The sequence below is a fragment of the Vibrio algarum genome (assembly GCF_028204155.1).
GTDB classification, from domain to species: Bacteria; Pseudomonadota; Gammaproteobacteria; order Enterobacterales; family Vibrionaceae; genus Vibrio; species Vibrio algarum.
Window position 1 is genome coordinate 225,454 of the sequence record NZ_JAQLOI010000003.1, and the last position, 26,057, is coordinate 251,510.

24 protein-coding genes and 1 riboswitch are annotated in these 26,057 nt (G+C 43.8%); of the genes, 1 reads left to right on the forward strand and 23 read right to left on the reverse strand.

Annotated elements, in window-relative coordinates; translation table 11 throughout:
* Window positions 1–12: 12 nt before the first annotated feature.
* The 23 genes from PGX00_RS16360 to PGX00_RS16470 form a co-directional block, all read right to left on the reverse strand.
* The gene (locus PGX00_RS16360) at window positions 13–1,068 is read right to left on the reverse strand and encodes a nicotinate-nucleotide--dimethylbenzimidazole phosphoribosyltransferase family protein (RefSeq protein ID WP_272138547.1); all 1,056 of its coding nucleotides are present in this window, start codon (window positions 1,066–1,068) and stop codon (window positions 13–15) included.
* Between the two features lie 15 nt (window positions 1,069–1,083).
* On the reverse strand, window positions 1,084–1,617 hold the full coding sequence (gene cobU, locus PGX00_RS16365; protein ID WP_272138549.1) for a bifunctional adenosylcobinamide kinase/adenosylcobinamide-phosphate guanylyltransferase: 534 nt from the start codon (window positions 1,615–1,617) through the stop codon (window positions 1,084–1,086).
* On the reverse strand, window positions 1,614–2,657 hold the full coding sequence (cobD, locus tag PGX00_RS16370; RefSeq protein WP_272138551.1) for a threonine-phosphate decarboxylase CobD: 1,044 nt from the start codon (window positions 2,655–2,657) through the stop codon (window positions 1,614–1,616). The genes cobU and cobD overlap by 4 nt, the downstream gene beginning before the upstream one ends.
* Window positions 2,657–3,625 carry an adenosylcobinamide-phosphate synthase CbiB gene (gene cbiB / locus PGX00_RS16375; RefSeq protein ID WP_272138553.1) on the reverse strand — a complete coding sequence of 323 codons (969 nt, stop codon included), beginning with the start codon at window positions 3,623–3,625 and terminating at the stop codon, window positions 2,657–2,659. The genes cobD and cbiB overlap by 1 nt, the downstream gene beginning before the upstream one ends.
* Window positions 3,615–5,003, reverse strand: coding sequence for a uroporphyrinogen-III C-methyltransferase (cobA, locus tag PGX00_RS16380; RefSeq protein ID WP_272138555.1), 1,389 nt, complete (start codon window positions 5,001–5,003; stop codon window positions 3,615–3,617). The genes cbiB and cobA overlap by 11 nt, the downstream gene beginning before the upstream one ends.
* Window positions 4,996–5,787 (reverse strand): precorrin-4 C(11)-methyltransferase, encoded by a 792-nt coding sequence (gene cobM / locus PGX00_RS16385; RefSeq protein WP_272138557.1) that lies wholly within the window; start codon window positions 5,785–5,787, stop codon window positions 4,996–4,998. Before cobM ends, cobA begins: the two co-directional genes overlap by 8 nt.
* Window positions 5,784–6,605 (reverse strand): precorrin-3B C(17)-methyltransferase, encoded by an 822-nt coding sequence (gene cobJ, locus PGX00_RS16390; RefSeq protein ID WP_272138559.1) that lies wholly within the window; start codon window positions 6,603–6,605, stop codon window positions 5,784–5,786. The genes cobM and cobJ overlap by 4 nt, the downstream gene beginning before the upstream one ends.
* Window positions 6,598–8,238, reverse strand: coding sequence for a cobalamin biosynthesis protein (locus PGX00_RS16395; protein ID WP_272138561.1), 1,641 nt, complete (start codon window positions 8,236–8,238; stop codon window positions 6,598–6,600). The genes cobJ and PGX00_RS16395 overlap by 8 nt, the downstream gene beginning before the upstream one ends.
* Before the next feature lie 15 nt (window positions 8,239–8,253).
* Window positions 8,254–9,018, reverse strand: coding sequence for a precorrin-2 C(20)-methyltransferase (cobI, locus tag PGX00_RS16400; protein WP_272138563.1), 765 nt, complete (start codon window positions 9,016–9,018; stop codon window positions 8,254–8,256).
* A gap of 11 nt (window positions 9,019–9,029) precedes the next feature.
* Window positions 9,030–10,259, reverse strand: coding sequence for a precorrin-6y C5,15-methyltransferase (decarboxylating) subunit CbiE (gene cbiE, locus PGX00_RS16405; protein ID WP_272138565.1), 1,230 nt, complete (start codon window positions 10,257–10,259; stop codon window positions 9,030–9,032).
* 6 nt (window positions 10,260–10,265) lie between these two features.
* On the reverse strand, window positions 10,266–10,463 hold the full coding sequence (locus PGX00_RS16410) for a precorrin-8X methylmutase (RefSeq protein WP_272138567.1): 198 nt from the start codon (window positions 10,461–10,463) through the stop codon (window positions 10,266–10,268).
* Between the two features lie 47 nt (window positions 10,464–10,510).
* Entirely contained in the window at window positions 10,511–10,918 is a 408-nt protein-coding gene (locus PGX00_RS16415) for a precorrin-8X methylmutase (RefSeq protein ID WP_272138569.1), read from the reverse strand.
* Between the two features lie 2 nt (window positions 10,919–10,920).
* Window positions 10,921–12,075, reverse strand: a complete 1,155-nt coding sequence (locus PGX00_RS16420) for a cobalt-precorrin-5B (C(1))-methyltransferase (RefSeq protein ID WP_272138571.1) — start codon at window positions 12,073–12,075, stop codon at window positions 10,921–10,923.
* A gap of 39 nt (window positions 12,076–12,114) precedes the next feature.
* A complete protein-coding gene (locus PGX00_RS16425; protein WP_272138573.1) occupies window positions 12,115–12,888 on the reverse strand; it encodes an ABC transporter substrate-binding protein in 774 nt (257 codons plus the stop codon).
* A complete protein-coding gene (locus PGX00_RS16430) occupies window positions 12,842–13,579 on the reverse strand; it encodes an ABC transporter ATP-binding protein (protein ID WP_272138575.1) in 738 nt (245 codons plus the stop codon). Before PGX00_RS16430 ends, PGX00_RS16425 begins: the two co-directional genes overlap by 47 nt.
* Window positions 13,572–14,522, reverse strand: a complete 951-nt coding sequence (locus PGX00_RS16435; RefSeq protein WP_272138577.1) for a FecCD family ABC transporter permease — start codon at window positions 14,520–14,522, stop codon at window positions 13,572–13,574. The genes PGX00_RS16430 and PGX00_RS16435 overlap by 8 nt, the downstream gene beginning before the upstream one ends.
* Window positions 14,519–15,259, reverse strand: a complete 741-nt coding sequence (locus tag PGX00_RS16440) for an ABC transporter permease (RefSeq protein WP_272138579.1) — start codon at window positions 15,257–15,259, stop codon at window positions 14,519–14,521. Before PGX00_RS16440 ends, PGX00_RS16435 begins: the two co-directional genes overlap by 4 nt.
* The gene (locus PGX00_RS16445) at window positions 15,252–16,139 is read right to left on the reverse strand and encodes an ABC transporter ATP-binding protein (protein ID WP_272138581.1); all 888 of its coding nucleotides are present in this window, start codon (window positions 16,137–16,139) and stop codon (window positions 15,252–15,254) included. Before PGX00_RS16445 ends, PGX00_RS16440 begins: the two co-directional genes overlap by 8 nt.
* 60 nt (window positions 16,140–16,199) lie before the next feature.
* A complete protein-coding gene (locus PGX00_RS16450; RefSeq protein WP_272138583.1) occupies window positions 16,200–17,201 on the reverse strand; it encodes a sirohydrochlorin cobaltochelatase in 1,002 nt (333 codons plus the stop codon).
* Window positions 17,202–17,366: 165 nt separating this feature from the next.
* Window positions 17,367–17,554, reverse strand: a riboswitch (cobalamin riboswitch).
* A gap of 572 nt (window positions 17,555–18,126) precedes the next feature.
* Window positions 18,127–19,662 (reverse strand): efflux transporter outer membrane subunit, encoded by a 1,536-nt coding sequence (locus PGX00_RS16455; protein ID WP_272138585.1) that lies wholly within the window; start codon window positions 19,660–19,662, stop codon window positions 18,127–18,129.
* A gap of 10 nt (window positions 19,663–19,672) precedes the next feature.
* Window positions 19,673–22,747 (reverse strand): efflux RND transporter permease subunit, encoded by a 3,075-nt coding sequence (locus PGX00_RS16460; protein ID WP_272138587.1) that lies wholly within the window; start codon window positions 22,745–22,747, stop codon window positions 19,673–19,675.
* Between the two features lie 9 nt (window positions 22,748–22,756).
* Entirely contained in the window at window positions 22,757–23,839 is a 1,083-nt protein-coding gene (locus PGX00_RS16465; protein WP_272138589.1) for an efflux RND transporter periplasmic adaptor subunit, read from the reverse strand.
* Window positions 23,840–23,956: 117 nt separating this feature from the next.
* Window positions 23,957–24,838, reverse strand: coding sequence for a LysR family transcriptional regulator (locus PGX00_RS16470; protein ID WP_272140877.1), 882 nt, complete (start codon window positions 24,836–24,838; stop codon window positions 23,957–23,959).
* 223 nt (window positions 24,839–25,061) lie between these two features.
* Here PGX00_RS16470 and PGX00_RS16475 point away from each other — a divergent pair, with 223 nt between their 5' ends.
* On the forward strand, window positions 25,062–25,997 hold the full coding sequence (locus PGX00_RS16475) for a DUF3187 family protein (protein WP_272138591.1): 936 nt from the start codon (window positions 25,062–25,064) through the stop codon (window positions 25,995–25,997).
* Window positions 25,998–26,057 lie beyond the last annotated feature (60 nt).

The window sequence follows — 26,057 nt, forward strand, 5'->3', positions numbered from 1 at the left end:
TTAACTACAATATTAAAGCGATTCGTATTGGTGGTTCTCGTTACACTCGTTTTTCTTTTCATACCAAGGGGCGACAGCTTTATCCAAACTGGCAACCAGATCACTATCTTGAAGCCCGTGTCGTTCAGCAAACTCTAGACAGGCTCCTAAACCACACCCTTCAACGACATAGCCATCTTCATACATTCGAATCGCGTGGAAATCAGACTGATGAAACTTTACTTTTGGGATCCGCAGTTCACAGTTGTCTGGCAAAGCCTTGGCGACTGTTTTTGAATCCTCAGCATCTAGCACCCATCGCGTTGTCGCAACGGACACTTCTTTCACTCTTGTTGTTTTTTGCATTGCGATAATGGGCGCAAATATCATTGCCCCACCAGCAAAGTTGACCTTATCAAGATCACTTTCTAGCAAAGCACAGCAGGCTCTTTGAACCGGATCGGAATACTCGGTATTGTCTGTATAGGCGTTTGCTTCAAGCGGTAAATGTTCTGTTTTTTCTAGCAACTCATTAATCGCTGCACGTTTTAACGCCAGTTTCTTTTTATCTTTAGTACTCCCTGCAAACCACAGGTTGTTGTCTATCCAACGCTGCAACCACAAGGTTGCAAATGTTGTCCCGCCAATACCAGATTCGGCTATCAAGTGCTCTTCACCGTTCAATTGCTGACGACGCAATTCTGGGATCAAAGTCTGCTCTACCAACTCGGCTTCCTCGCCTACCTTACAATAATGCGTAATGACCTCATCGAGTTCACAACCATGAAAGTCAGGTACGGAGTCCAACCCTAATTGATAACAGTGCAATCGAATTTTATGACCTTGTTCTCGCAAGGCTTTAAATATACCGTGAACAAGAATAGCAGGCGTAACAGAGCCATTACTCAAAACAGGAGATGGAAAAGCCTTCCCTTCGAGCAAAGTATTCGCCATTCCGCAAACAATAAGTTCCGTGTCTCTAGTTGGATGAAGCTGCATAAGCCCTTTACCTGCACCTGCGTCGCTTATCTGGTGAAGGTTTTTAATTGGAGCGACTGAATTTAAGGTAATAAAGTTAAGCCAGCACATAATTTTCTAGCTCCATTATTGATCTTTTAGGTGCATAGGTAAGCCCGCAGTCACTAATGTCACTTTAGCTACTCGAGCAGCAATGGCTTGATGTAGCCATCCAGCCTCATCGACATATTTTCGACTCATCTCACCCATTGGAACAATGCCGCAACCAACTTCGTTGGTCACCATAATCACCTGTCCAGGCAATTGTTCTAAGGTATCTAATAACTCTGATTTGACCTCTGACCATTCCATATCTGTCTCTCCAAACAGACAATTACTCAGCCAAAGCGTTAAGCAGTCAACAAGAATACAGTTGTCTTCTTTGCTCTGTTCACGCAATACTTTAGAAAGCGCAAAAGGTTCTTCTACAACACGCCAATGCGCTGGCCTTTGTGCTTTATGTAATTCAACACGCTTTGCCATTTCATTATCACGAACTTCAGATGTCGCCACATAGATAACCGCTTTACCCGACTCTTTTGCTACCTGTTCGGCATAGCTGCTTTTACCTGACCGAGCACCACCGATAACAAGCTCAACAGCCCCTTTTTTTGTACTCATTGAGAAGCTCCTATTTTTTGCTTTAATTCCAGCAAAGCACGCTCTAATTTCTGCCACTGAAACTCGTTTTCCGGAAGACCAAAACGAAGCGCATTCTTCTCATCGCAAAGTCTAACGAGTATATTGAGTCGGCATAATTGATCATGAAGATGTATGGCATCGTCTGTATAGACGGTTGTAAAAAGATCAGTCCCAGCGCGGGGGAAAGAGAGCGTATTATCTAATAATTGATTTAATCTTTCAGACGCTTGCTGAATACGTTTTGTTACCCTGGATTGCCACTTGGAATCTAGCAATGCTTGTTTCATTACCCAACGACTAGGCCCGGTAACTGTCCATGGTCCCATTAGCTCCTCAATCTGTTGTTTAATCGCAGTATTTGCAAATACAAACCCGACTCTAGCGCCAGCTAAACCGAAAAACTTACCCACCGACCGTAGCACAATCAAATTATCCATATCGGTATCAGGGGTCAACATACTCTGTTCGGATGGAATATCAGCAAACGCCTCGTCGACGATTAACGCCTTGTTCCTTTGTTGTAACGATTGATGTAACTGCTTCAAATAAGCGCTAGAAAATTTCTGCCCACTAGGATTGTTAGGATTGATCACCAACACCACGTCACTGCGTTCGACCTGTTCACTAGTAGGAAACTCTTCGTATAATAATACCTGCCAATGTGAATTATTTTGCTCAAAAGTACGCCATGCATGTTCGTGCTCTTTGTAACCGACTCTTGGCAAAGCGACCACACACCTTTCACTCTTTTGATAGCTCATCAAAACACGAGGCAACAACATGATTGCCGCCTGAGAACCTGCAACGGCAACCGGTTCATTCGGGGCGTTGTAGTAAATTTTGGCAGCGGCTTCTAAGCCATCATTCGTCTGTGGCAGTTGATTCCAAACATGATTTGGTATCTCGCCTATGGGGTAAGTAAAAGGGCTTACGCCAGTAGACAAATCTAGCCAATCCTTTACATCCGACTCATATCGATTGGCAATCTGTAAAAGATTTCCACCGTGTTTAATGACCATTAACTGACTCCTACTAATACCGTAACCAACCAGAGATAACTTAATGCTAAGCTCCCTCTTGATACCAGTTGATTAGCTAAGGGGATGGTTTCCCACGTGGCAATACGGCCCGTTCCCATCGATTTTTTATCGTGAAGAACGCCATGATAGTACGTTGGTCCACCTATCGTAACGTTCAAAGCTCCTGCACCGGCTGTCATTACAACACCGCCATTGGGGCTACTGCATTCTTTCGCCTGTGTTCGCCAACAAAAAATAGCCCCTGAAAAGTTACCTTGTAACGCATAAAGAAGAGCCGTTATTTTTGCTGGCGCCCAGCCTAAAACATCATCGGTCTTTGCTGTAAACCGGCCAAAATCGAGATAACGTTCATTCTTATATCCCCACATCGCATCCAACGTATTCGCTAAACGAAATAGCACTGCACCGGGCACGCCCAATACAATAAACCAGAACATCGGGGCGATAACAGCGTCATTGCCATTTTCCAATACCGATTCAATTGCAGACGATGTGATCTCTTTTTCTTCCATTTTCTCTGTGTTTCGACTCACTATCATCGACACTTGAAAACGCGCTTCTTCGATATCAGCGGATTTTAACGGTAGATAGATATTGTTGGCGTGTTCAATGAGGCTTTTGCCGCCGATGGTTAGATACAAAATCAGCGTATTGAACAAGAAAAATCCAACCAAGGAAAACTGCGCCAACAAGGTCACTAACCACGTACTAAGCAATGTGGGTGGCAGAACCGAAAGACACCACGCCAAGATACCTTGCTGCCTTTCAGTTAAAAAAGCCAAGCAGCGGCAGCGCTTTTCTACCCAATTCGCGAATCGACCAAATCCTACCAATGGGTGGAACCTAGTCGGCTCACCAAGCAATTTATCTACCCATAACGCAGCAACCAGCACCAGTGCACCGGTTAATAGCGTTTGTCCGGTAGAGAAATCCATACTAGGCCACATAAGAGCACGCATAAGAATCGGATAACTCTGCCGTATCTATAAATTCTGGTGTCTCTTCGCCGTTAACGATCAATCCTTTTTCTAACGCCCACTCTTTGGCTTGATCATTTAAAGGTACAATCTTTAATCCGTCGGCAAGTTCTGGTTGATATTGAAGAAGGTACTGAGCGATAACTACGTCATCAACCAGTAACCATTGTGTCTCTGGCAGCGAATAACCGAGAGGTTCATTGGTTAGCCTACCAACTAAGTAAAAGTGCGATTTATCACCGAAAGCCTTTGCTTCATCGACCGTTAATGTTAATGCTGTCGTCGCGAGATTTTGAGGAGTAATACCTATATCTTGCATCGCTTCACGTACCACTGCGCTCGTACTACCTAAAGGCATAGCGAACTTGCGAATATCATAACTATATTCTTTCAGTGCTTTCATCCACGTATTGAATGAAGTGAGATCAGAAAAGGCAAGCTCATTTTGATTGGAAAGATATTCAAGATCTTCTTTATCCAGTAATGACTCATTCGAGAGCTCAGGTATGGATATCACCTCTCCTCCTTGCTCTTTCAATAACCGAGAACAACTGTATTGACCCGCAACCATAAAACGTACGCCTGTTAATGGCAGACTATTTCGCCAATCCATTTCACTGCTCTGAGCCACTACTTCACCGATAATCGTTAATGCTGGCCCCGTAATTTCGCATGTTTTTAGCTTTTCACCAATGGTTTCTAATGTCGCGATTAAACAAACATGGTCTGCACGAGTAGCAGAGCTAATTAACGCTATCGGTGTGGTTGGATTTCTACCATTCTCAATTAAGTTGGTCGCATGAGCGGCCAGTTTTTTTGCGCCCATATACAGCACAAGGGTTCCACCTGAACGCCCTAATTCACCCCACGACGCTATGGTTTTCGAATGTTCATGGCCGCTAACAAAGGTCACACTGGATGCCACACCTGCGCTCGTCAAAGGAAAGCCCGAGTACGCTGCAGCGCCAAGAGCGGCTGTAATTCCGGGTACTATTTCGTAAGGAATATCGTGGGATTTCAGGTCTCGACACTCTTCTGTTGTGCGTCCAAATATACAAGGATCACCAGACTTAAGACGCGCGACACTTTTACCCGCCAAAGCGAACTCTAAAACGTCCGGATGCATATCATAATTAATGTGCCCCCCTTGATAACCTCGGTAACCAACCTGATGCAACTGCACATGGCACGGTATGGTGGCGAGAATCGCTGGCGCAACCAGTTTGTCATAGCAGACAACATCACATTCGCTTAAAAGCTGCTTTGCTCGGCAGGTAAGTAGACCGGGATCACCAGGGCCGGAACCAATAAGATAAACCTTTCCACAGGTTGTATTGTGATTAGTCATTTGCCATCTCCTTATCTGAGGTTTCTACCACTTTTGCTTTACGACAGGCATGTGAAAACGTTGGGTCGTATAGCTTAGAATCTACAAAATCGTCGATGGCAAACACCTTGCTTACGATAATCATGGCAGTAGAACGAATGTTCGCTTCGTGCATTTTGTCCGCTATGTCAGCCAATGTGCCGCGAATTATTCTCTGTTCTGGGTGAGATGCTTTTTCTACCACACAAACAGGCCAGTTTTGCGGGTACACATCACTTAACTCTCTAACGACTTTTCGAATCAGGGTGGCACTCAAAAACAGACAAAGGGTCGCCTCGTGAGACGCCAACGCCTTAAGGTTCTCTTTTTCCGGTACCGGCGTTCGGCCTGAAGCGCGAGAAAGAATGATGGTTTGACACTCTTCTGGTAACGTAAGCTCTTGGCCAAGTGCCGCAGCAGACGCCTGAAATGACGAAACACCAGGAACAACCTGCCAATCAATACCAAGTTCATTCAACCGACGAGACTGCTCTGCTAAAGAAGAGTAGATAGAAAGATCACCGGTTTGAACCCGAGCAACATCCTGCCCGTTTGCAAAGGCATCTGTATAAACCTTGGTTATCTCATCGAGATCCATGCTGGCAGAATTAAACACTTGTGCATCTGGGCTAGCACGTTCAATTACCGCTTTGGGAACCAAACTTCCTGCATATAAAATAACAGGGCAGGTCTCAACCAATTTTGCACCTTTAACGGTGATCAAATCCGGGTCTCCGGGTCCTGCTCCGATAAAATAGACTGTCATGCTGAAACCTCATTCTTTTCTGTATTCTGTATGAGCGAACGGCCGGGTGTTTGACCTTCTCTGGTCTCTCCATCGTCCAATGTGTATTTGTTTTTGTAACCACGCGGTGTCACTATCCAATCTTCAAAACGATAGCTGCTGTTGTTACCAACAATGACCGCCGCATTCATTCCAAAGTTGAGTTCAGTAAAGCTGTCCAAGGTTGAAAGCTGTACCGACTGTTCATCTCGATAAGCGGCATTGACCACCGCCACTGGGGTTTGTGGATTGCGATGCTTTAATAAAATTTGTTGAGCTTCAAGAATATGATTCTGGCGTTTCTTTGAACGTGGATTATAAAAAGTGATGGCAAAATCTGCGCTCGCTGCTGCTTCAATACGCTTTGTAATGATGTGCCACGGCGTAAGCAGATCCGAAAGTGAGATAGTACAACTGTCATGCCCTAAAGGCGCACCTACTAATGAAGCACATGCATTGGCTGCAGTGATGCCCGGAATCGTTTCTACCTCAATAGGAACCCCGCCATCTGTAAGCATTTCAAAAATTAACGGAGCCATGGCGTACATACCCGCATCACCAGAACAGACTAATGCTACGTTCTTCCCTTCTTGTACCATCTGAATGGCAGAATCGGCTCGTTGCCACTCTTTGGTCATGCCTGTTTTAACGATGGTCTGGCTTTTAATTAGCGATGCGACCATCTTCACATAGGGCGCGTATCCTACAATAGCATCGGCTTTTTTTACCACTTCCTGAGCTTTGATGGACATCATTTCTAGGCTGCCGGGGCCCAACCCAACCAATGACAATTTAGCCACAATTATTCTCCTTGTCAGCGTCTTCTACCGCTGCAAAATAGTGTTTATCTATTACGTCTGTTAGGGGTCTGTTTTCCGAGAGAGCTTGAAACAGTTCACGCCATTGGTGTTCTGATAAGTCTTCTACGTTTCTCAACCACTGTGCGTTATTTTTTGATGCACGATCATTTTGAACCCGTTCGTAAACCACGAGCGTAGACCGATTTCGGCACGCTCCGGCACACATGGTTCGACTGATTTTTATTCGCTTATTTCCGCTTGCTAGCCCCATTTCTTTAAGCATGTTTCTCAGATCATGTGCTAGATTTTTCGTGCCTGTTTTTGCACAACGTTTACCTTCACAAAGCAGAATATGGTGACGGTGGAAAAGCATCGGTCTATCTAAATCCACATGCTTAGGTTTACATTGGAAGCCTTCCACCACTTCACTGCCGTGGGCGTTCGTCTTCACTTCAATCTGCTCGGCGGTGTTCAAACCGTGCCGCTCTTCGCTGCCGTGTTTTTTCTGACCAAACCAGTTTTTTCGTTTGTGTTGAACGAGTGATTCCGTAAATTCTTTTCTGCAGCACGCAACCGTCATGTTGTAACCGTCTTGCTTAAACACCCATTTCGGTTCGACAAGTCTTTTTGTATCGCTCTGTTTTAATGCAGCAGCTTCCGCAACCGAGTTGCTTCCCGTCACTTTTTTTACATACTCAGATGGATTTTCAATGCCCTCGATACCGTCGAGTTCTTCCGATGAAAAAGTGATGAAGGGCCACTGTTTTTCTGCGGATAACTCAAGAATGCCAACTTCATCCTTTTTTAAGTCGATACTGGATAGTGAGTGAATAGTATCCAACGAGAGGTTCTTTTCTTGGCTAAAAGCTTTTATTCCTGCTTTCAACACTGAAAGCGGTGTGTTTCTATCGCAGCCAATACCAAGTACCAGCGACTTTGGTCGCCAAAGCACAACGCGGTTATCCCACTGGGAAATACCGGGGTCTTTAACGTCACTAACTAGCAGCAACCCACTAAACTGTACCGGGTCTATATCCGCAAGGTCGGTATGAGTAACGATATTTGTTGGCATTCGCTTGTCGTATTTCCACCACTTTTTCTCCCCTGATTGCTGCACAATGGCAACAGGCTGGTCGTTCACAATCGCCGCCGAGACAGAAGTAATCGATGGTTCTGAGACTGGGTCAAGTGACCAACCAAAAGGCGCGCCAAACATATCCGCAGAGACAGTTTCTGATGTGTCTGAAGCGGTCGTAATCACAGGGGTTGCTTTGACAATATGAGCAACACGCTCTGTCAGCTCATTTGCCCCACCTCGATGACCAGAAAGCATGGAGATAACAAATCTCGCTTGTTCATCCAAACAAATAACCGCAGGATCAATCCTTTTGTCTTTTATTAATGGGCTGATCATTCGAGTGACAATGCCACTGGCACAGATGAAGATATGCCCGTCGTATTTCGAGAATGTATCCGCTACAAATCCCGCTAACGGATAAGAGAGCAATTCAGCCTCTGGGGTATCATCAATAGCCACCTTGGCAACAAACAGATCGGCAAATGGCAATGATTGTTTCAACCGTCTGCCCTGTTTAGCTCCGTTTACTGTGATGGCGTATATCGCTAATTTCATTGTCACGCTCTCTGATTAAGCCGCAGACAAGGTGCCACGAAGCACACCTTTACGAGAACGAATAGACAACTGCACCATAGAGAAATATCGGTGCTCTTCGGGAACATCATCCAAATTGGTGTAGATCTCTTGCTTATCTGTACTTGCATAAGAGACATACGTAGCGGTGTGTTCCAGTCCCAAGTTTTTCAGTTTTTCTGAGAGCTGAGGGATCATCCGCCCAGCTTTAATTAGCATAATGGTATCGAAATCTTTCACTAATGATTCGAGACATTCAATTCCGTAGGTGGCTGGGACAACGCAAAAACGCTCTTTTCCATCAGCCAGTGGAATCTTCGTCGCCGCAGGAACAGCAGTAATAGAGGTCACTCCGGGAACAATAGTAGGGACAACATGCGGTGCTATTTCTGTTAGCTCTTCTTGGATATACGCCCACGTGCTGAATACAGAAGGGTCGCCTTCGGTGACAAATACCACAGATTTACCCTGCTCTAGGCGATCGAGAATGGTTTGAGCCGCACATCGCCACGCAGGGACATTAATCGAAGCATCACGCGTCATAGGAAAATGCAAAAAACAACGCTCTGCTGAAATGTCTTCTTCTTTAACCGCACCGGTTACTATTTCCCACGCAAACGAATCTGCTTTACCCTTCGTTTTTTCAGGAATGGCCAACACATCCGCTTCCTGTATAAGGCGAACTGCCTTGAGGGTTAACAGTTCACTGTCTCCTGTTCCAATGCCTACTGCGTATAGCTGACCTAGTTGATTGTTGCTCATGATTATTGCTCCTACGCTGTTTTAATCATTGAAAATAAATGAATTGGATTTTCAGCCTGATAGCGCTGGTAGTGCGCTAAGGGTTGAGTTTGTGAGATATTGATAACCTGAGTATCGAGATGAATTTGGTTCTGTTTCGCCCATTGGTACACTTCTGACACCGTATCAATAGTGACAGCAGAAACGACAAGACGACCGCCAGCGTTTAAGCTTTGCCATGCGGTTAATAGAATGTCGTCCATCTGTCCGCGACTTCCACCGACAAATACCGCATCAGGCCTTGAGAGTTCATCCAACCCTTCTGGGGCTTTGGCTTTTATTAAAGTGACGTTGTCTGTCCCGTGGGCGTAAATATTTTCTTGGATACTTTCAAAACACGCTTCATTGCACTCAACTGCAAATACCCGTCCTTTCCAACAAAGTTTTGCCGACTCAATAGCGACAGAGCCTGAACCCGCACCGATATCCCAAACAACACTGTCTGGTTGTACTCTTAGCGTGGTTAAAACAAGATTACGAACCGATTGCTTGGTAATTAACCCCTTTTGAGGCAGCCGTTTAAAGAAACTCGCATCACTAGAAAACTGACCGTTTCCACCCCAAAGGTCTTTTGATTTTCTCTGGGCAACGACAACATTGAGCTTATCGAATTCACTATTCTCTGCTGCAAGCTCGTCTACGCTATATCGACGAATACTTTCACCGGGTCCACCAAGCTGCTCACAAACAGCCAGTGTCCAATTAGTTTCAGAAAAAGCAGACAAATGTTGCGCCAGTACTTGAGGTGTATTTTTATAGTCGGTAAGGAAAGCGTACAGATCACCTTGCTGCATTTGGCTTGTAAGACCTTGCAGACTTCGCCCATGACAGGAAAGAAAACGAGCCTCATTCCATGGTAGACCAAGGCGTGAAAAAGCAAGTTGCGCAGAGCTAAGCGTCGCGATGAAATTCAACTCTTCCGCAGGCATTTTTTTAAGCAACGTCGTTCCGATTCCAAAAAATAAAGGGTCACCTGAGGCGAGCACAACCACATCACCCTCTTCACTCTCGTCGATAACCTGGCTCATCCATTGAGCAAAGCCTGTCGTCATATCAAGAAAAGTCCCTTTAAACTGAGGAAACCATTCAAGATGCCTAGGATGACCCGCCACTACTCGAGCTTTAGATACGGCATTGACCGCTCGACTGGTTAAACTAAGACACCCATCTTCTGGTACGCCGACCACTGTAATCCTAACCATAATGCGTTACACCGTTTGATAAAAAAGTGCATGAATAGATGACACGACAATGGGGCTACCACCTTTTCGGCCAATACTGGCAATTGTTGGCACTTTATCTTGCTCAAGAAGAGCCTGTTTAGATTCAACCGCCTTAACAAAACCAACCGGAATGCCAATGATCAACGCGGGGGTCGCTTCTCCCCCTTCTACCATTCTTAACACTTCATAAAGTGCTGTTGGTGCGTTGCCTATACCGACAATCGCACCGTCTAATAGACCAAGATCCTCGCCTTTCGCATCGACCAGATAGCGCGCGTTTCTCCATGCTCTTTTGCTGTGGCGATGACATCTTCGTCACTAATAAAACAGTGTGTTTTGTTGCCATAAACAGAAAGACGTTGCGCGCTGAGGCCGCTAGTAATCATGGTAACGTCACTAATTATTGGACACCCTTTTTTAAGCGCTTCAATACCCTTTGTTACGGCTCCTTCACTAAACCGAAACAGCGAGGCGAATTCAAAATCGCCAGTAGTATGGATAGCGCGTCTCACAACTTGCCACTGTTGGTCAGTAAATTGATGACCACCATGAAATTGCTCTATCTCTTGGTCGATAATTGAAAAAGAACCGTTTTCGATTGCTTGACCATCACGGGTCATTTGCTTCATTTTTTCCATTTTCAATTCGCCTTCTGGTCAATGTTTTGCATGATTTTTTCCTCTTTAACGGGGAAGCTCGCAAGCAATGCCCCATTAAAATCGATAAGTAAAACCTCTATATCTAGCGCTTGTTTCACATAGTGGTGTGCTTGGTTAAAGGTTTCTTCACACAAGCGATTTAGGAATTTTTGTTTACTGTTTTCTTTCTGAATAAGCTGCAGAACGTGTCGCCCTGTGTTCGCACTGGCAATATCAGCGTATACCTTTTCTGTTAGGCCTTCTTCTTTTGCCAGTTGACTCAAAAAATCAAATCGAACGGCATGACCAGAAACATGGGTCATCATTCTGCCGGATACCAACTTGCCCATTTTGCCAATCATCACCACCATGGTCGCTTTCTGAATCTGGTAGCGTTTAGCCGCCCTAAGACCTATACCCATAAAATCGCCAGCTTGAATAAAGGCCAGCTCATTCAATTCAGGAAGCAGAACCATTCCCGCTTTTTCCGAACGTGTGCCCGTGGACAGCACGACATGATCTACCCCGTTGGCTGAGGCTATCTGGCAGCTTTGTGTTACTGAAGCCGCGTAAGCTGAGGTTGAGTAAGGCTTAACTGTGCCTCTGGTGCCTAAAATAGAGATCCCACCAATCAAACCTAACCTTTCACTGGTTGTCTCTTTCGCCGCTTCTTCACCTTTTGGAACAATAAACGTCAGCTCTACTCCTTTACCTATCCGGTATTGGGGCTCTATTTGAGCCAGTTCCAACAAAACCATCGCTGTAATATTTGCTCGCGGTACAGGGTTGATAGCCGGTTCACCGACTTCTAGCTCTAACCCTGGCAAGGTAACTTGAGCAACGCCTTTACCACCGATCAACTTAATACCGTTCTCATTTGACCATTGCGCACTGCACTGGATCTCTAACCCATGTGTACAATCTGGGTCGTCACCTGCATCTTTAATCACGCCAGCGAGGACGGGCCCCGTTCCCTCCAAACGTTCAAGAACAAACCTCGCGCTGTCTTTATTTGGTAGGGTTATTTCAATATCTGTGAACGGCTTCTGTGTGATCAGCATTCTTACGGCTGCTCTTGCTGCGGCAGCGGCACATGCGCCTGTGGTAAACCCCCAACGCAGATCACTTTTTTTCGTGGAGCGCTTTAACTTACCCACGAGATATTCCCTTACGATTGCTGGTGCTCTTAATAGGCATCATTGAAGAAACCTTTTATTCAGTTCCAAAGCCAGAGAAAATGATCGTGTGTTTGCTCTTGAGAAATCGAGCTGATCCACTTTAATCACCTCACTTTCCATCATCTGATAGTTGGCCCTATCCGTTGGCGGAGTTGGGTTTTTGTTCATCGGGCCTACTTGATATATGTAGTAATCTGGGCTTTGGATTAACACGCTTTCTACATTGAACTTGGCTATCTTTCTCTCTTCTGGCGCAATCAATCGCCCGCCCGCTGCGGTGACAATCCCGTTCACAATACTGCGCTGACCGGCGATCATGAATGGACTTTGTGTCACCTCAAACACCACGCTTTTTTGCTCACTTAGTGGCTTAATTTGGTCCCTTATTGATTTCATTTCCTGTACAAGCGCAGCCGCCTCAACTTGCTTATCCAAGACATCACCAAGCTTTGCTATTTCAGAAAGCACGCCATCTAGGTTAGTTGGATCATATTTAATGACATCGGCACTGACCTGAGCAGCAAGTTGATCGGAAAAGAAACGATTGGAGCTGATAATAAGCAAGTCAGGTTCTAACCCTTTAATCAGTTCAACATTTGGTTTGATATGAGAACCAATTTGCAATGCATCGGGAAAGTCATGGTTGCTTCTGGTCACTCCAACGACTTTGTTTTCTGCACCTAGCTTCGACACAATATCGCCTGCTGCTGGTGCTAGCAGCACCAATCTTTCATAGGCGTGTGCGCTAGGAACCAAAGCTAAAACTAGTAGTGTCAGTAGATACCGATACATCGTAAACCTCCGAAAGCAGTTGAGTGGTCACTTCGTTCCTCAACACATCAAAAATAAGCTCACCATTTTTAAAAAATAGAAAACGATCAAAATAACGAGCCGCCAGGTTAACGTCATGAACAGACGTAACCACTGTCTGAGACAACTGTTGAAGATGGCTGAATATCTCCAGTGTATGGCGTACATCAAGGCTAGAATTGGGCTCATCTAGAAACACAATTGGCGCTTCTTGATTAAGAACCCTTGCGATCATGACTCTGCGTTTTTCACCGCCGGACAATTCTGCATAACTTCGATCCTTATATTTGGAAATGTCGAGCAAATCCAATAAATGCATCGTCTTATCTTTGTCTTCTTGTTGGTATTCCGACCCTGTCATATGTACAAATCTTCCTAACAACGCCACCTCAAAAACCGTGAACGGAAACGAAATATCAGAGAACTGCGGCAACACAGAAAACAGACGAGCACGTTTATAGTGCGGGATAGATTCCAAAGGCTCATTTTGATAATGAACGGACGCTTTATTTGGCTCTATGAGACCTGCGAGTAAATTTATAAGCGTGCTTTTTCCACATCCGTTTTCTCCCATCAGCGCTACTTTTTCACCGTCACCGATAGTCAGTGACGGTATAGTTAGGGAGAATTCGCCTCTGTTGTAGCAGAGATTTTTTATGTTGATACTAGCCATTCCAAAAATGCTCTCTACGATGTTTGAGTAAATAGAAGAAAAACAGACCGCCGAAAATGGCGGTTAAGATGCCAACAGGTAACTCTGCTCCACCGGGTATTATGACTCTTGAAAGGGTGTCCGAAGCCATAAGTAGAAAAGCACCGAACAAGCTTGAATAGAAGATGTTGTTTTTCATATCACTGCCAAATAGGCTACGTGAAATATGAGGTACGATTAAGCCAACAAAGCCGATGATGCCTGAAAAGCTAACAGCAACAGAGACGAGCAGTGTAGACATAACGAAGATCAATGTTCGCATCTGATGGACATTAATGCCTAGGCTTTGAGCTGAATGTTCATCTAGCGCTAACACATTTAACTTCGTCGCGTTTCTTTTCAGGTATAGATAAACCAATCCAAATAGGGCTACGCAGGTGAACAACCGACCCCATGTCACCATGAAAATGCCACCCATTAACCAATACACAATGGAATTCAATGAATCTTCAAAATAGTACTTAGAGAAACTGATAATCGCAGACGCGATAATGTTCATCACAACACCAGCAAGTATCATCGTAATAGGATTAATTCGACCACCGGTTAACGACATTCGGTAAACCATCATTAACCCTGTCAGCCCGGTAACAAATGCAAATACAGAGATAAACTGAACAGGCACACCTAATGAGATGGCCAATACCGCGCCCAAAGCAGATGACGATGCGGCACCCGTTGTGAAACTGTCTGCTAGCGGATTCTTTAAGGTGAGCTGATAAATGCTACCGCTAAGCCCTAACATCGCGCCAATTACCGCAGAAAAAAGTACTCTTGGTAAACGCAACTCAGTCAGGATACTGTGCTCAATTTTTGACATATCGAGAGGGTTGATCCAATGGGGACCGATGAGCATAGATATAAATAACGAGAGTATGAATATAACAATTAGCCAACGTTTCATGTTTCTACCCTCTGCACAATACGGTTGGCAATCAACACGAGAACAACATTTAAACAAACAAGTATAGCCAGAGACATAAAGCTAAACGTGCCTGTATCTAGTAAAGAAGAACGTATTAAATCGGCGCTGTAAGTCAGTGGGGAAATCGCCGCAACCGCCTGAATAATGAACGGCATTTGATCAACAGGGAAAAAGGTGCCAGAAAGAAACATCATTGGCGTGATAATAAAGGCGTTCATTGTGGCTTGGTCACGGTGGTTTTTCATCTTAAGTGCCACAATCAGACCGATCAATGCAAACGCGATAAGATGAAGAAATAGAGCCAAAACAAAAAATATGGAAAAGTGAAGAGAGATACCACAAGCCAGACTATAAATAGCCACAATAAGCACCGGAATCATCCCTTTGGTCATACCGTACAGCACCTCACCGACAATAATCTGCCAACGTTGATTAGGGGCCAATAGGTACTCTTCAAATATCTTGAGATAGAAGCGACTGATATTAATTTCTGACGCAATATTATAACTGTAATTCATGCTCGACATGGCAAGTAAGCCCGGCAGCAAAAAGGTTAGATAATCAATACCGTCTACTGTGGTTCCTTTACCCACACCAAAACCAAACGCCATCAGATAGAGAAATGGAGGAACCGCCGCCGCCAACAATATGCGCACTATTTTTTTCTTCAGTACCGTTACTTCTCGGTAATAAATTCCCGTTACACCATCAAGCATGCTTAGTTAACCTTGTTCCAGTGAAGTAAAGAAAGACATCCTCTAACGTGGTTTCTCTTATGCTAACGGGCTCCCCTTCTAGCGACCCTAATCTAGACAGTGCTTGTGCGCGCTCGGCGAAGAATTCTTGTTGTAATTCTTCATCACCGATGTCCAACACAAATTGTCCGATATGCTGCTTCAAACTTTCACTGGTGCCCTGAGTGATAATATTTCCGTTATCGATAAAAATGACTTTTTCAGCGAGTTTTTCCGCCTCTTCAATATAATGAGTCGTCAAAAAGATGGTGCAGTCTCGCTCTCGGTTTATCTTGGAGAGAAAGGCGAGCATATTGCGCCTAGCCAATGGGTCTAGCCCTACCGTTGGCTCATCTAAGAAGAGTATTTTCGGTTCATGCATTAGCGCCCTTGCAATAACTAGCTTACGTTTCATGCCACCGGACAATTTTCCTGAAGGTTTATCTTTGTGTTCCAGCAAGCCTGCAAATTCCAAGCTTTTATCGATGGCGTTTTTTAACGTTTCACCGCGCATTTTGTACAGAAGTCCGTGCACATGTAGGTTCTCACGCAATGTTAATTCTTTATCTATATTGTTGTGCTGAGGAACCACGCCAATCATTCTTTTTAGGCTTAAACGGTTCGGGTTATACGCCTCACCTTCATACAAAATTTCACCTGAAGTAGGTTCCAATAGCCCTGTCATTATTTTTATGATGGTGGTTTTTCCTGCGCCATTAGGACCAAGAAACGCACAAATATCCCCTCGATTGATAGTAAAACTAACGTCATCGACCGCTTTAGTTTTTCCAAACGATCGTGAAAGCCCTTTGATATCGATAAGCACGTTACTTTCTGACGATTGACTATTTATTGATTCCACTTAAAAGCCTATTGTTTATTTTTTCTGAGGGCACGAAAACTCGCGCCCTATAGAAACTAACTAGTTGAGTTCGATACCCGCTTCTTCTGCCGCATCAGCCAAGTGACGTAGAAATATTTTTTGAATTGCGTCGCTGCTTCCCAGCCCTTCAAGAATAGGGGTTGCCTTAATTCCCGCGTTTGTCAGCATCACTTTCCATGAATCTTCCTCATCACTTGCCATGTCATTGGTAGCATGGTCGCCTGCAACCACCATTAGAGGTTTGACAGTGACTTGCGTAACACCATCCGCTTTCATCTTTTTTAGAATGGTATCGAAACTTGGGTGGCCTTCGACCAGCCCAACGTAACTCTTCACTTCTGGATAGGTTTCGTTTAGAAGTTCGCCAAGCTCATAATAAAGTCCGGTAGATAAATGGTCGTTTCCGTGCCCCATATAAACCAACGCCGTTTTGTTCTTTTTCGCCAATTCAATATCGGCTTTTAACGCATCCGCTAGGATTTGTAAGTCTGTACGGTACTCAAATGTCGTGCCCCAAGTCCCCATTAATGGACGTCCAAGAGCAATCTTATTAAAGGGTTTCCATTTCTCTTTAACCGTATTGATAGAAGCCAGCGCCTCGACATAAGCCCTCAGGTCGATAAATTCTTCACCATGGGTTAATAGCGTGGTCTGTACAACAATATTCTTGTATCCCTCGTTTTGAAAATCGGCCATGGTGCCAAGTACGTTTTTTACTTGATAGAAATTTTCAGGAACTTCCGGATGGGCGAGTCGGTATTCCTGATCATTTTGTCTGGAATGCCATTTTTTACGAATGAAGTTTGAGGTGAAAGCGAAACGTACCGGCGTATCAGGATACGCATTTTCCATTTCAGTTTTAATATCGATCAACGCACCTATGGCGCTATTATAGGTTGTACCAAACGCAGCTAAAACAATCGCTGATTTTTCGGTTTTATCTTGTCCTTCATTAGCCGATAAAGAGAAACTAGTTAACACTAAAATAACCAGTTGCAGTACCACTTTTGGCACTGACTTAAATTTAAACCTTAAAACCATAATATATCCACTCCCCGGCATATATATATCGGTCGTATAATTTATATATATTGAAAAAATGCAAATATATAAAAAGACCTGAACATTAAATTAGCAGCAGAGGGGGGATCGTGAGAATTGGTTATTTTGAGAATAACGAATAAACGTCGAGACACCCGCTCGCTTGCTTTCTTGTTCCTATAGGCAGGTATCCTGGCTTATGGTTCTCCATTGAGTAGCACCTTCCCAGATCTCTCCAGTGGTCTATCGCTATCAACTCACCAATTACAGTTGCGGGTACAGCCCAAGCTTCTACTTGGTTCCCTTTTAAAGAGTATATAAAATAAACTCTCACCTATCGGAACGATCATCATACATAAGTTAGACCCCGATTATTTGTTTAAAATCAATATTGGCCTATATTAACGCCTTAAAATTCGAAACAATTATTAATAAACTAACTCACGTAGCAGATTATTAATTTGGTTTATTTACTACTTTTTTAAATGGTCCGCTGCATGGCAGAAATGTATCTTCTTTAGGTGGGTTATATATTCTATGTCCACAATTTGATAAGTTCTAGTAGCGCTTTATTATGAATATTGACGATTGAATAACTTGATTTTTATAAATGGGTCCAATCAATGTTGCTGTCTACCTAATGTCCGGTGCGAAACCTTGCTTTGGTCGCCACGATTGCGATTAACATATTTAATAATGGAGAATACGTCGTTTTTGCCGCAGTGTTCTTTGTGATACAAATTCCTTTCATGCTCGGGATTATTTTTTGGCATCGACATCAGGTAAATAGGCCGCTCTATGAGGTTAATCACTAACTATCCCGATAATAAAAAACGCCTCCCAAATTGAGAGGCGCTGTTGAGGTATTTATTTAGATATTCGAGAACACGATATCAGCGTTACGTTTGTGATTGATAACAATCAATTACTGTAACACTGTGTCGGCATCTATCTCCCAATCCCCTCCCAATGCTTTATACACACCAACGGTAACTTGTGCTACTTGTAACCGAGCGGCAATTTGCCTGTCTTCAATGAGACGCTTCTGTCTCTGAGCATCAAGTACTGACAGGTGGTCGATTAGACCCGCATTATAGAGAGAAACTGCTTTACTGACCGCTTTCTCAGATGCCTCTAGTGCTTGATCAATTCTGTTTTCGTTTTCTTGGCTTCGTCCATAAGCAAATAACATCGAGTCAACCTCTGTGATAGCTGAATCAACCGCATGCTCATACCCTAAGACCGCAGCTTCGAATCGTGCTTCGTTTAGTTCAACCATGGCAGCACCTCGTCCACCATCAAACACATTCCAACTCACGCCTGCAGCACCCACCCAACCTACAGAATCGCCGCTGAATAAGTCGTCAAAACTACTGGCTGAAACACCAGGCGCTCCCGTTAAGAAAAATTTGGGATAACGATTGGCGATACTGGCAGCTACTTCCTCATTGATCGCGGCCATTTCACGTTCTGCCATTCTGATATCAGGGCGTCGTTGAAGTAGGTCTGAAGGTAACCCAATAGGAATTAACCCATCCAATTCGGGTAATTCATCACTCCCTGCTAATCTAATATCAACACGAGATAAAGGCTCACCCAATAAAGTGGCAATGCGTCTTTTATGGACTTGTTGAGCGATCTCTAATTGTGGAATGATCGATTCCATCGCGGCTAACGACGCTTTCGCTTGAACCAAATCAAGATCTGAACCGTAGCCATTACTTACTACTTTTTCGATAAGGTTTAGGCTTTTCTTCTGATCTTCAATATTCAATTCAGCAAGGCGGATGCGCTCTTGTGCTCCTTGGTACTGTAAATAGTTATGCACTAAGTCGGCGGTGATCAGTGTTGTTAGTCCATCAGCGTATAAACTTGCTTGTTCTACCCTGATTTCGGTAGCATTCGATTGATGATCGATACGTCCCAAAATGTCGAGTTCCCAGGTAATGCTTGCGCCCAAAAAACCACCATCGTGCTGATTGTCCAACAACGTCGTGCTACCCAATTGTGCTGGTAAGGCGCTGGTAGTTTCACTTAATGGCGAGAGTGCTGGCCCCATCAATGAGTCATTCTTGCTTAACTGATAATTGTAATAACCAGCACCAACATTGATGGTTGGTACCTTAAAAGATTCAACAATCGATTTGTAACTATTCGCCATTTTAATACGTTGGGCCGCCATTTTTATTGGCACGTTTTGCTTTTGTACGTCGGCAACAAGTGTATTCAAGGTTAAATCATTGAACTGATTCCACCAATAACGACTCTGAAGACTGACATGCTCTTTTTTTACCGAGCTGTTTTCTGCATACAAATGGGTATCCGAATATAGGTAACTCTCTGCCATCGAAATGGTTGGCTCGTTATATTCAGGACCGACCGCACAGCCAGACAACAGAACAGCGAGTGCAATAGGAGCTAACCTTAGCGTTTTATTGCGACAAGATTGAAAAGATTTCATTGTATTTCTCCTACACTTGCTGTGTTTCTGGAACAGATGATTCACGAGCCTGACTATCGGGGTCAGCCGCCTTTTCTTTATAAGCCAATTTATAAAATGCAGGCATTACAAACAGAGATAACACCGTCGCAGCAGCCAAACCACCAATAATGGTTGCTGCCATCTGATCGAAAAGAAGATCACTCAGTAGTGGGATCATGCCAAAGGCTGTCGTCAAAGCCCCCATGGATATTGCTAATGTACGGTTTATTGTTGCTTCTTTAATTGCCTCTGATAACGATTTTCCGTTGGCTCTTTCAAGTTCGATTTGATCAATTAACACGATGCCGTTTTTAATAATCATCCCCATCAAAGTGATCGCGCCAATCAGTGCCATAAAGCCAAATGGCTTACTAAAGCCCAGTAAGGCAAACGTCGCACCTGTTGCTGCCAATGGTATGGTCGCAAGAATAATGACCGGCTGCTTAAAGCCATTAAACATATAAACCAGAATAACGACCATGATTAACAACGCTTTTGGTAATTGGTTCATGATGTCAGAGACGGCTTTATATTCGTCATAGTATTCACCACCCCACTCCATGCTATAACCCGGTGGCAATTCTATCGCTTCAATCTGTTCAAGCACTGCATTGCGCACGTTTGCAGGTGTTGTTGAACGATCGACGCCGGCTTGAGCCGTTATGGTTTTTACTCGATCGCGACGCCAGATCATAGTCTCTTCGGTACTTAACTCAAATCCATCAACAACCTGCCCAAGTGGAACCGTATGCAAACCAAGTAGAGACTTAACCGGTAGTGTTTCAAGAGAAGACATAGATTGATCTGAAGATCTTAATTGAATAGGTATCAACTCGTCATTTAGGTTCATCTGCCCTAGCGGCATGCCATTGGATGCTCTCTTCATTGCAAACGCAATATCCGCTCGGTTGATACCTGCTCGACGCGCCTTTTCTTGGTTAACAAGAGGCTTAATGACTTTACTTTGTTGACGCCAATCATCTCTCACATATTTAGAACCGGGATCTGTCGCCATGATCGCTTTTGCTTGGTCCGCCAAGTCGTGTAGAACATTCACATCTGGACCGGAGAACCGTGCTTCTACAGAATATTTGTCCGATGTCGCTAACTTAAGTCCTCTAAAGCGTGGTTCAGCATCTGAAAACTGCTCGGAAAGCCATTTATCACCACGCTCTACAAGAGTAGAAATGGCATGATAATTTTGTACATTTATTAGAACTTGGCCGTAAGCCGTATCGAGTGGTTCAGGTTCTACCGTTACAGAAAACCTTGGCACACTAGCGCCTATAGAGGATGAAATACTCTCAACCTCTGGCTGTTCCAATAGCCATTCCTCAATTTTCTTCATATCGCTCGACGTTTGTTCAATCTTCGCGCCATTTGGTAGCCAATAGTCTAAAAACACGATCGGGCGATCAGACTGAGGGATAAAGTTAATCGCTACTGACGGTACTGCTATCGCAGTCACCGCTATGAGTGGTATTAAAGCACTCAGTGCTTTCACCGGGTGATCAACGGTCCAACTTATCCATTTTTTGTAAAGACTGCTTTTGTTTGAAGATGTTTGCTTACTCGGCTTGATGAATATCCAACACATCAGCGCCGTAAAGGTCACCGCAACCAACCACGACAACAATAATGACGAAGCAATAATGTAAAATACCGAACCTGCGAATTCAGCGGCATCTGTTTTAGAAAACAGCACCGGACTCGCACCCATAATGGCTATAATCGTCGCACCTAGCAGTGGCGTTGCGGTTTCTTTAACGGCCTCAATTGCGGCCTGCGTTCTCTCTAATCCCTTATTTAACTTCGCTATGATCATATCAGTAACCACAATCGCGTTATCCACCAACATACCCAACGCAAGGATAAAGGTACCTAATGAAACACGATGCAAAGATATGTCGACAACGTTCATATAAATGAGCGTAAGCAAAATGGTCAGAAGCAAGCTCCCTCCAACAATTGCAGCACTCTTAAAGCCCATGAATATCAACAGCACGATAAAGACGATCCCAACGCTTTCGAGAAGATTTCCGACGAAATTATCTATCGATTTCTGTACTTCTTCTGGCTGAAAAGCCACTTTGGTAATCTCAACACCTAGCGGTAAACTTGCTTGATAAGTATCAATAATTGTGGTGATCGTATCGCCTAAAGATACGACATTAATCCCTTGACCAGGACTTACCGCAAGCGTTACTGAAGGCACACCATTAAAGCGGTTTTCTACTAACGCTGGTGTTTTGTAACCCATAGTAACGTCCGCGATATCACCTAAACGGATGATTGAAGAACCAAAGTTACTCACTCCCCCTTTAATCACTAAATTTCGGATATCTTCCAGCGATTGGAACTCACTACTTTGATTAACTCGAATTCGCTCAGTCCCAACATCAAACTTTCCTGCTTCGAACGTCATATTTTGACTATTCAGTTGACTCCAAACTTGAGCGAGAGATAGACCATACTGCGAAAGTCGCTCATCTGGCATATCGATATAAACGGTTCTTGGTTGAACACCATGTAACTCGACTTTTTTAATCCCAGTTACGCTTTTGATTTGACGTTGAAGTTCTTCGCCGTATTCACGTAACTCTTCAGGCTTAGCGTCATGGCTATGAATGGCAAAAAGCATCCCATAGACTTCTGAAAATTCATCTTGAACAATGCTAATCTGCGCCGTACTTGGTAGCGTCAGCTTAACGTCTTCAACTTTGCGACGTAACAGATCCCACTGTTGTGGCAACTCTTTCGAATTAAGGCTCTCTTTAATATCGACAAATACCATAGACATACCCGGTCTGGATAACGAACGTAAGCGGTTCAATTCACCCATTTCCTGGAGCTTGGTCTCTATAGTGTCGGTAACTTGCGCTTCCACTTCTTGAGCGGAAGCACCTGGATAAAGTGTCACAACGACGGCAGTTTTTACCGTAAAGCTTGGATCTTCGAGCTTACCTAAATCAAAGTAAGAGTATATACCTGCAACGATACTTATCACGGTAAAGATCAGCACAAACGTTCGCTGACGAATCGCAAACTCAGCTAGATTGAACATGGTTTTTCCTTATTGATTTCTTATGGTTAGCTTGCTGGCACTGTCACCGTCACGAAGGTAGTTTGAACCACTTACCACCACATAATCACCACTGTTCATCGCTCCAGTGATACAGGCTTGATAAGCATCCAACGAAGTAAGCTCTACGGGTATTTGGGCCACTTTTTCCTCTCTTACTAGGTTGACGAACATGGTCTCTTTTTGCCCAACAATGGCGGAATAAGGTACGCAATATGAGGCATCAGAATCGCCGTTCTGGGTTCTCACCGTCACTGATTTTCCGGGAAATACCGACTCATTCTGGTAATCAAGTGCATACGTCACTGCATAAGTTTGTTTTATTAGGTGTGGCATTGGGGAAATTTCAATCACGCGTGCATCGAGAAATTCACTCGAGTCATACCAAGATACTGAGCCATGTTGACCTATTTTGAATAACTCAATCAGATTTTCGGGTACATCTACTTCAACTTCTAATTGTTTATTGTCTTGCAGTGTTATAACTGGAATGCCAGGGAGTGCTTGCTCATATTGTTCAAACTCTATGCTGGCAACCACGCCATCAAAAGCAGCCCGAAGCTCTGTGTATTTGAGCATGTCATTCGCTCGTTGAATATTTTTATCCACGACTTTTATTGCGGACAAAGAACGCTCGTATCCACTGATTGCTCGGTCGAGATTAACGCTAGCAATAGCATCATCTTTCGTCGCTTGCTTTACTCGTCTTAGCTCTGAATTTGCTAATTTATGCGCCGACAGAGCTTCTAACTTTCTCGCCTGTAACTCTTCTAAAGTCACTTGATAATCATGCGGGTCTAGACGAGCGATTAACTGACCTTTTACGACTTCTTGCCCCGTTTTTACCAATATTTGATCTATTGTTCCCGGGACACGAAAAGCCAATCCAGCCTGCTCATGAGAGTAAACTGTACCGTTGAAGGTTTTCGTCATTAATGCGTTAGGGTTTTGAAGTTGGACAACTTGCAGGGTCCGGTATTCAGGGGCGTTGTTGGCGGTCACTTGCGCTTGATTGCAACCAATAAGCGATACAGCGCTGACCGAGCAAATAATTAAATGGGATAACTTGTTCATAAAATAGCTCCTTTAGTTGCGAGCTATTCTAATCACTAATCAATTATGGATAATCCTTCATCTGCAAGTCTTACTGTCACGTTTATTGAGACAATTGAGTGTATTTAGGCACTTGTTCTAATAGTTTTTAGGTACTTCTTCCAATAGATAATCGATAAGAGTTTTCGTTGCTAGATTAAGTGTCTTAGGCTGGTTATAGAGTATGTAACCGTGCTCTTCTATCACAGATGATTGACTCAATATTTGCACTAACCTGCCATCAGCTATTTCATCTGCAACCAAAATTTTAGGTAAAAACGCAATTCCTCTACCTGAAATAGTCGCACTTTTCAAAAACGCAACACTGTTAGAGACCAACTTTGAATTAACGGTAATGCTAGTATGCTCGAAATGCCACCGTTTATCGACTTCACCCGTTGGCCATCGCAGACATATAGCATGATGATTCGTTAGCTCCTCAACACAAGAAGGCTGACCGAATTTGTCAATATAACTCTGCGAAGTAACCAAACATCGGTCGAGCTGTATAAGCTTACGAGCAACCAAGTCTGAATCGATAAGCTCACCACCATGAAAAGAGATATCCAAACCCTGGTTGTGCATATCAATAAAGCCGTTACTTATCACCCGAACATCAAGCTCAACATCAGGATAGCGATCAAGAAAACTAAATAGAATTGGTTGAAGAATATCATGGGTTTCTGAGACAAGACCCAGCTTCACCTTGCCTTTTATGGTGTCTGCATTATGTATCAAGGCTTGATTAGCAGAATCAATCATCTCAACCGCTTTGAGCAAATCAAGATAATAGGACTCACCTTGATTGGTTAATGACAAGCTTCGCGTTGTACGGTGGAAAAGTGGCGTACGTAATGTGCTTTCTAAATCATTAATACGGCGACTCACATTTGCTCTGGGTAAATCAAGTGCATTAGCCGCTGCAGTAAAACTGCCTAACTCGACTACCTTAATAAACAGTTTTAAATCACTAACCTTCAACAGTTGCTCTCCATCCAATTACAAACCTTACATTTAATATTACTGACAATCGCTATTGTCGCCTAGTAATAATATATAAACCACCACAATACGCTTCTAGAACAACAAGTAGAAATTCGTAACCAATTGTCACATTTTGTGTAACAGAGAATCTCCATACTTACGGTTTATGCTGCAGCGCAAAATAGATAAGATCATCTCTCGTCGCCCAAAAGGTAACATCGTGAATAAGCTCTTACTAACATTGATTGTCGTTGCATGCTTTAACGCTTACGCTAACCAGCCACTATATTCCTACGCACAATCGCCTCTTCATTCGAACGTATTATCACTCCAGTTACGTGATGCTAACCCACAACCCATTGGGTCGTTCGAACTAAAAACAGCTTACACTCAAGCAAGTATTTGGGCCGAAACCAATGAGTTTATGTTTGACTACTATCAAAACAGCGTGGATTTAGCGCTCTCTTATCAAGTAAATACTATTTGGAAATCTGAGGTTGCATTCAAACGAATCAAAGCAAAAGATAATGGGTTAGATGAACTGACGAAAAACTTCCATGACCTGTTTGGTATCGGGCACAACGGTCGGGATGAAGTTCCACAAGATCGGTTTTATTTATCTATCCCAAATGAGAGTATCGAAATCAGTGACTTTAAAGGTGAAACCCTAACGAGGTCGATTTCCTCATATAATGAGTTAAGTCTGTACCAGAGTAACCCACTATCAATATCAGCAGGCGCTACGCTTTATTATAACGATGTCCACGACGGTCCATTCGCACGAACCAGTTTTGAACAAGGCATACAACTAAATACTCGCTATTCTGCCAGTGTCTACCATCTCTACTCTTCGCTTGGGTTGGTACACCGTAACAGCGATGTATCTGAAACTGTGTTGGTAGATTCTGCCGGCTTTGTTTCTGTTGGGTATCAATATGATTTTAATAATGTTCATAGCCTTCTAGTTGAATCTCATAACTACAAGGGGTGGGCAACCTCCAATACAACCTTTGCAGAACCATCGAATGAAGTATTGCTGGGCTATCGCTACCGCCAGTCAAATACTGCTGTGGAGGCATTTATGACTGAAAATGTTAGAAACATGGATAACAGTACTGATATCGCCTTCACCATCGTAATACGAGTACGGCTTTAACAACTCGTAATACTGGTTAACGCGTCTCTCATCATTCACTATTCGATCAAACCTTCAAGC

Excerpts from the sequence above, each read along its gene's own strand:
- PGX00_RS16360 (WP_272138547.1), bottom strand. The coding sequence starts at position 1,068 with ATGTGCTGGCTTAACTTTATTACCTTAAATTCAGTCGCTCCAATTAAA.
- cobU (WP_272138549.1), bottom strand. The coding sequence starts at position 1,617 with ATGAGTACAAAAAAAGGGGCTGTTGAGCTTGTTATCGGTGGTGCTCGG.
- cobD (WP_272138551.1), bottom strand. The coding sequence starts at position 2,657 with ATGGTCATTAAACACGGTGGAAATCTTTTACAGATTGCCAATCGATAT.
- cbiB (WP_272138553.1), bottom strand. The coding sequence starts at position 3,625 with ATGTGGCCTAGTATGGATTTCTCTACCGGACAAACGCTATTAACCGGT.
- cobA (WP_272138555.1), bottom strand. The coding sequence starts at position 5,003 with ATGACTAATCACAATACAACCTGTGGAAAGGTTTATCTTATTGGTTCC.
- cobM (WP_272138557.1), bottom strand. The coding sequence starts at position 5,787 with ATGACAGTCTATTTTATCGGAGCAGGACCCGGAGACCCGGATTTGATC.
- PGX00_RS16395 (WP_272138561.1), bottom strand. The coding sequence starts at position 8,238 with ATGAAATTAGCGATATACGCCATCACAGTAAACGGAGCTAAACAGGGC.
- cobI (WP_272138563.1), bottom strand. The coding sequence starts at position 9,018 with ATGAGCAACAATCAACTAGGTCAGCTATACGCAGTAGGCATTGGAACA.
- cbiE (WP_272138565.1), bottom strand. The coding sequence starts at position 10,259 with ATGGTTAGGATTACAGTGGTCGGCGTACCAGAAGATGGGTGTCTTAGT.
- PGX00_RS16415 (WP_272138569.1), bottom strand. The coding sequence starts at position 10,918 with ATGGAAAAAATGAAGCAAATGACCCGTGATGGTCAAGCAATCGAAAAC.
- PGX00_RS16425 (WP_272138573.1), bottom strand. The coding sequence starts at position 12,888 with ATGTATCGGTATCTACTGACACTACTAGTTTTAGCTTTGGTTCCTAGC.
- PGX00_RS16430 (WP_272138575.1), bottom strand. The coding sequence starts at position 13,579 with ATGGCTAGTATCAACATAAAAAATCTCTGCTACAACAGAGGCGAATTC.
- PGX00_RS16435 (WP_272138577.1), bottom strand. The coding sequence starts at position 14,522 with ATGAAACGTTGGCTAATTGTTATATTCATACTCTCGTTATTTATATCT.
- PGX00_RS16440 (WP_272138579.1), bottom strand. The coding sequence starts at position 15,259 with ATGCTTGATGGTGTAACGGGAATTTATTACCGAGAAGTAACGGTACTG.
- PGX00_RS16450 (WP_272138583.1), bottom strand. The coding sequence starts at position 17,201 with ATGGTTTTAAGGTTTAAATTTAAGTCAGTGCCAAAAGTGGTACTGCAA.
- PGX00_RS16455 (WP_272138585.1), bottom strand. The coding sequence starts at position 19,662 with ATGAAATCTTTTCAATCTTGTCGCAATAAAACGCTAAGGTTAGCTCCT.
- PGX00_RS16460 (WP_272138587.1), bottom strand. The coding sequence starts at position 22,747 with ATGTTCAATCTAGCTGAGTTTGCGATTCGTCAGCGAACGTTTGTGCTG.
- PGX00_RS16465 (WP_272138589.1), bottom strand. The coding sequence starts at position 23,839 with ATGAACAAGTTATCCCATTTAATTATTTGCTCGGTCAGCGCTGTATCG.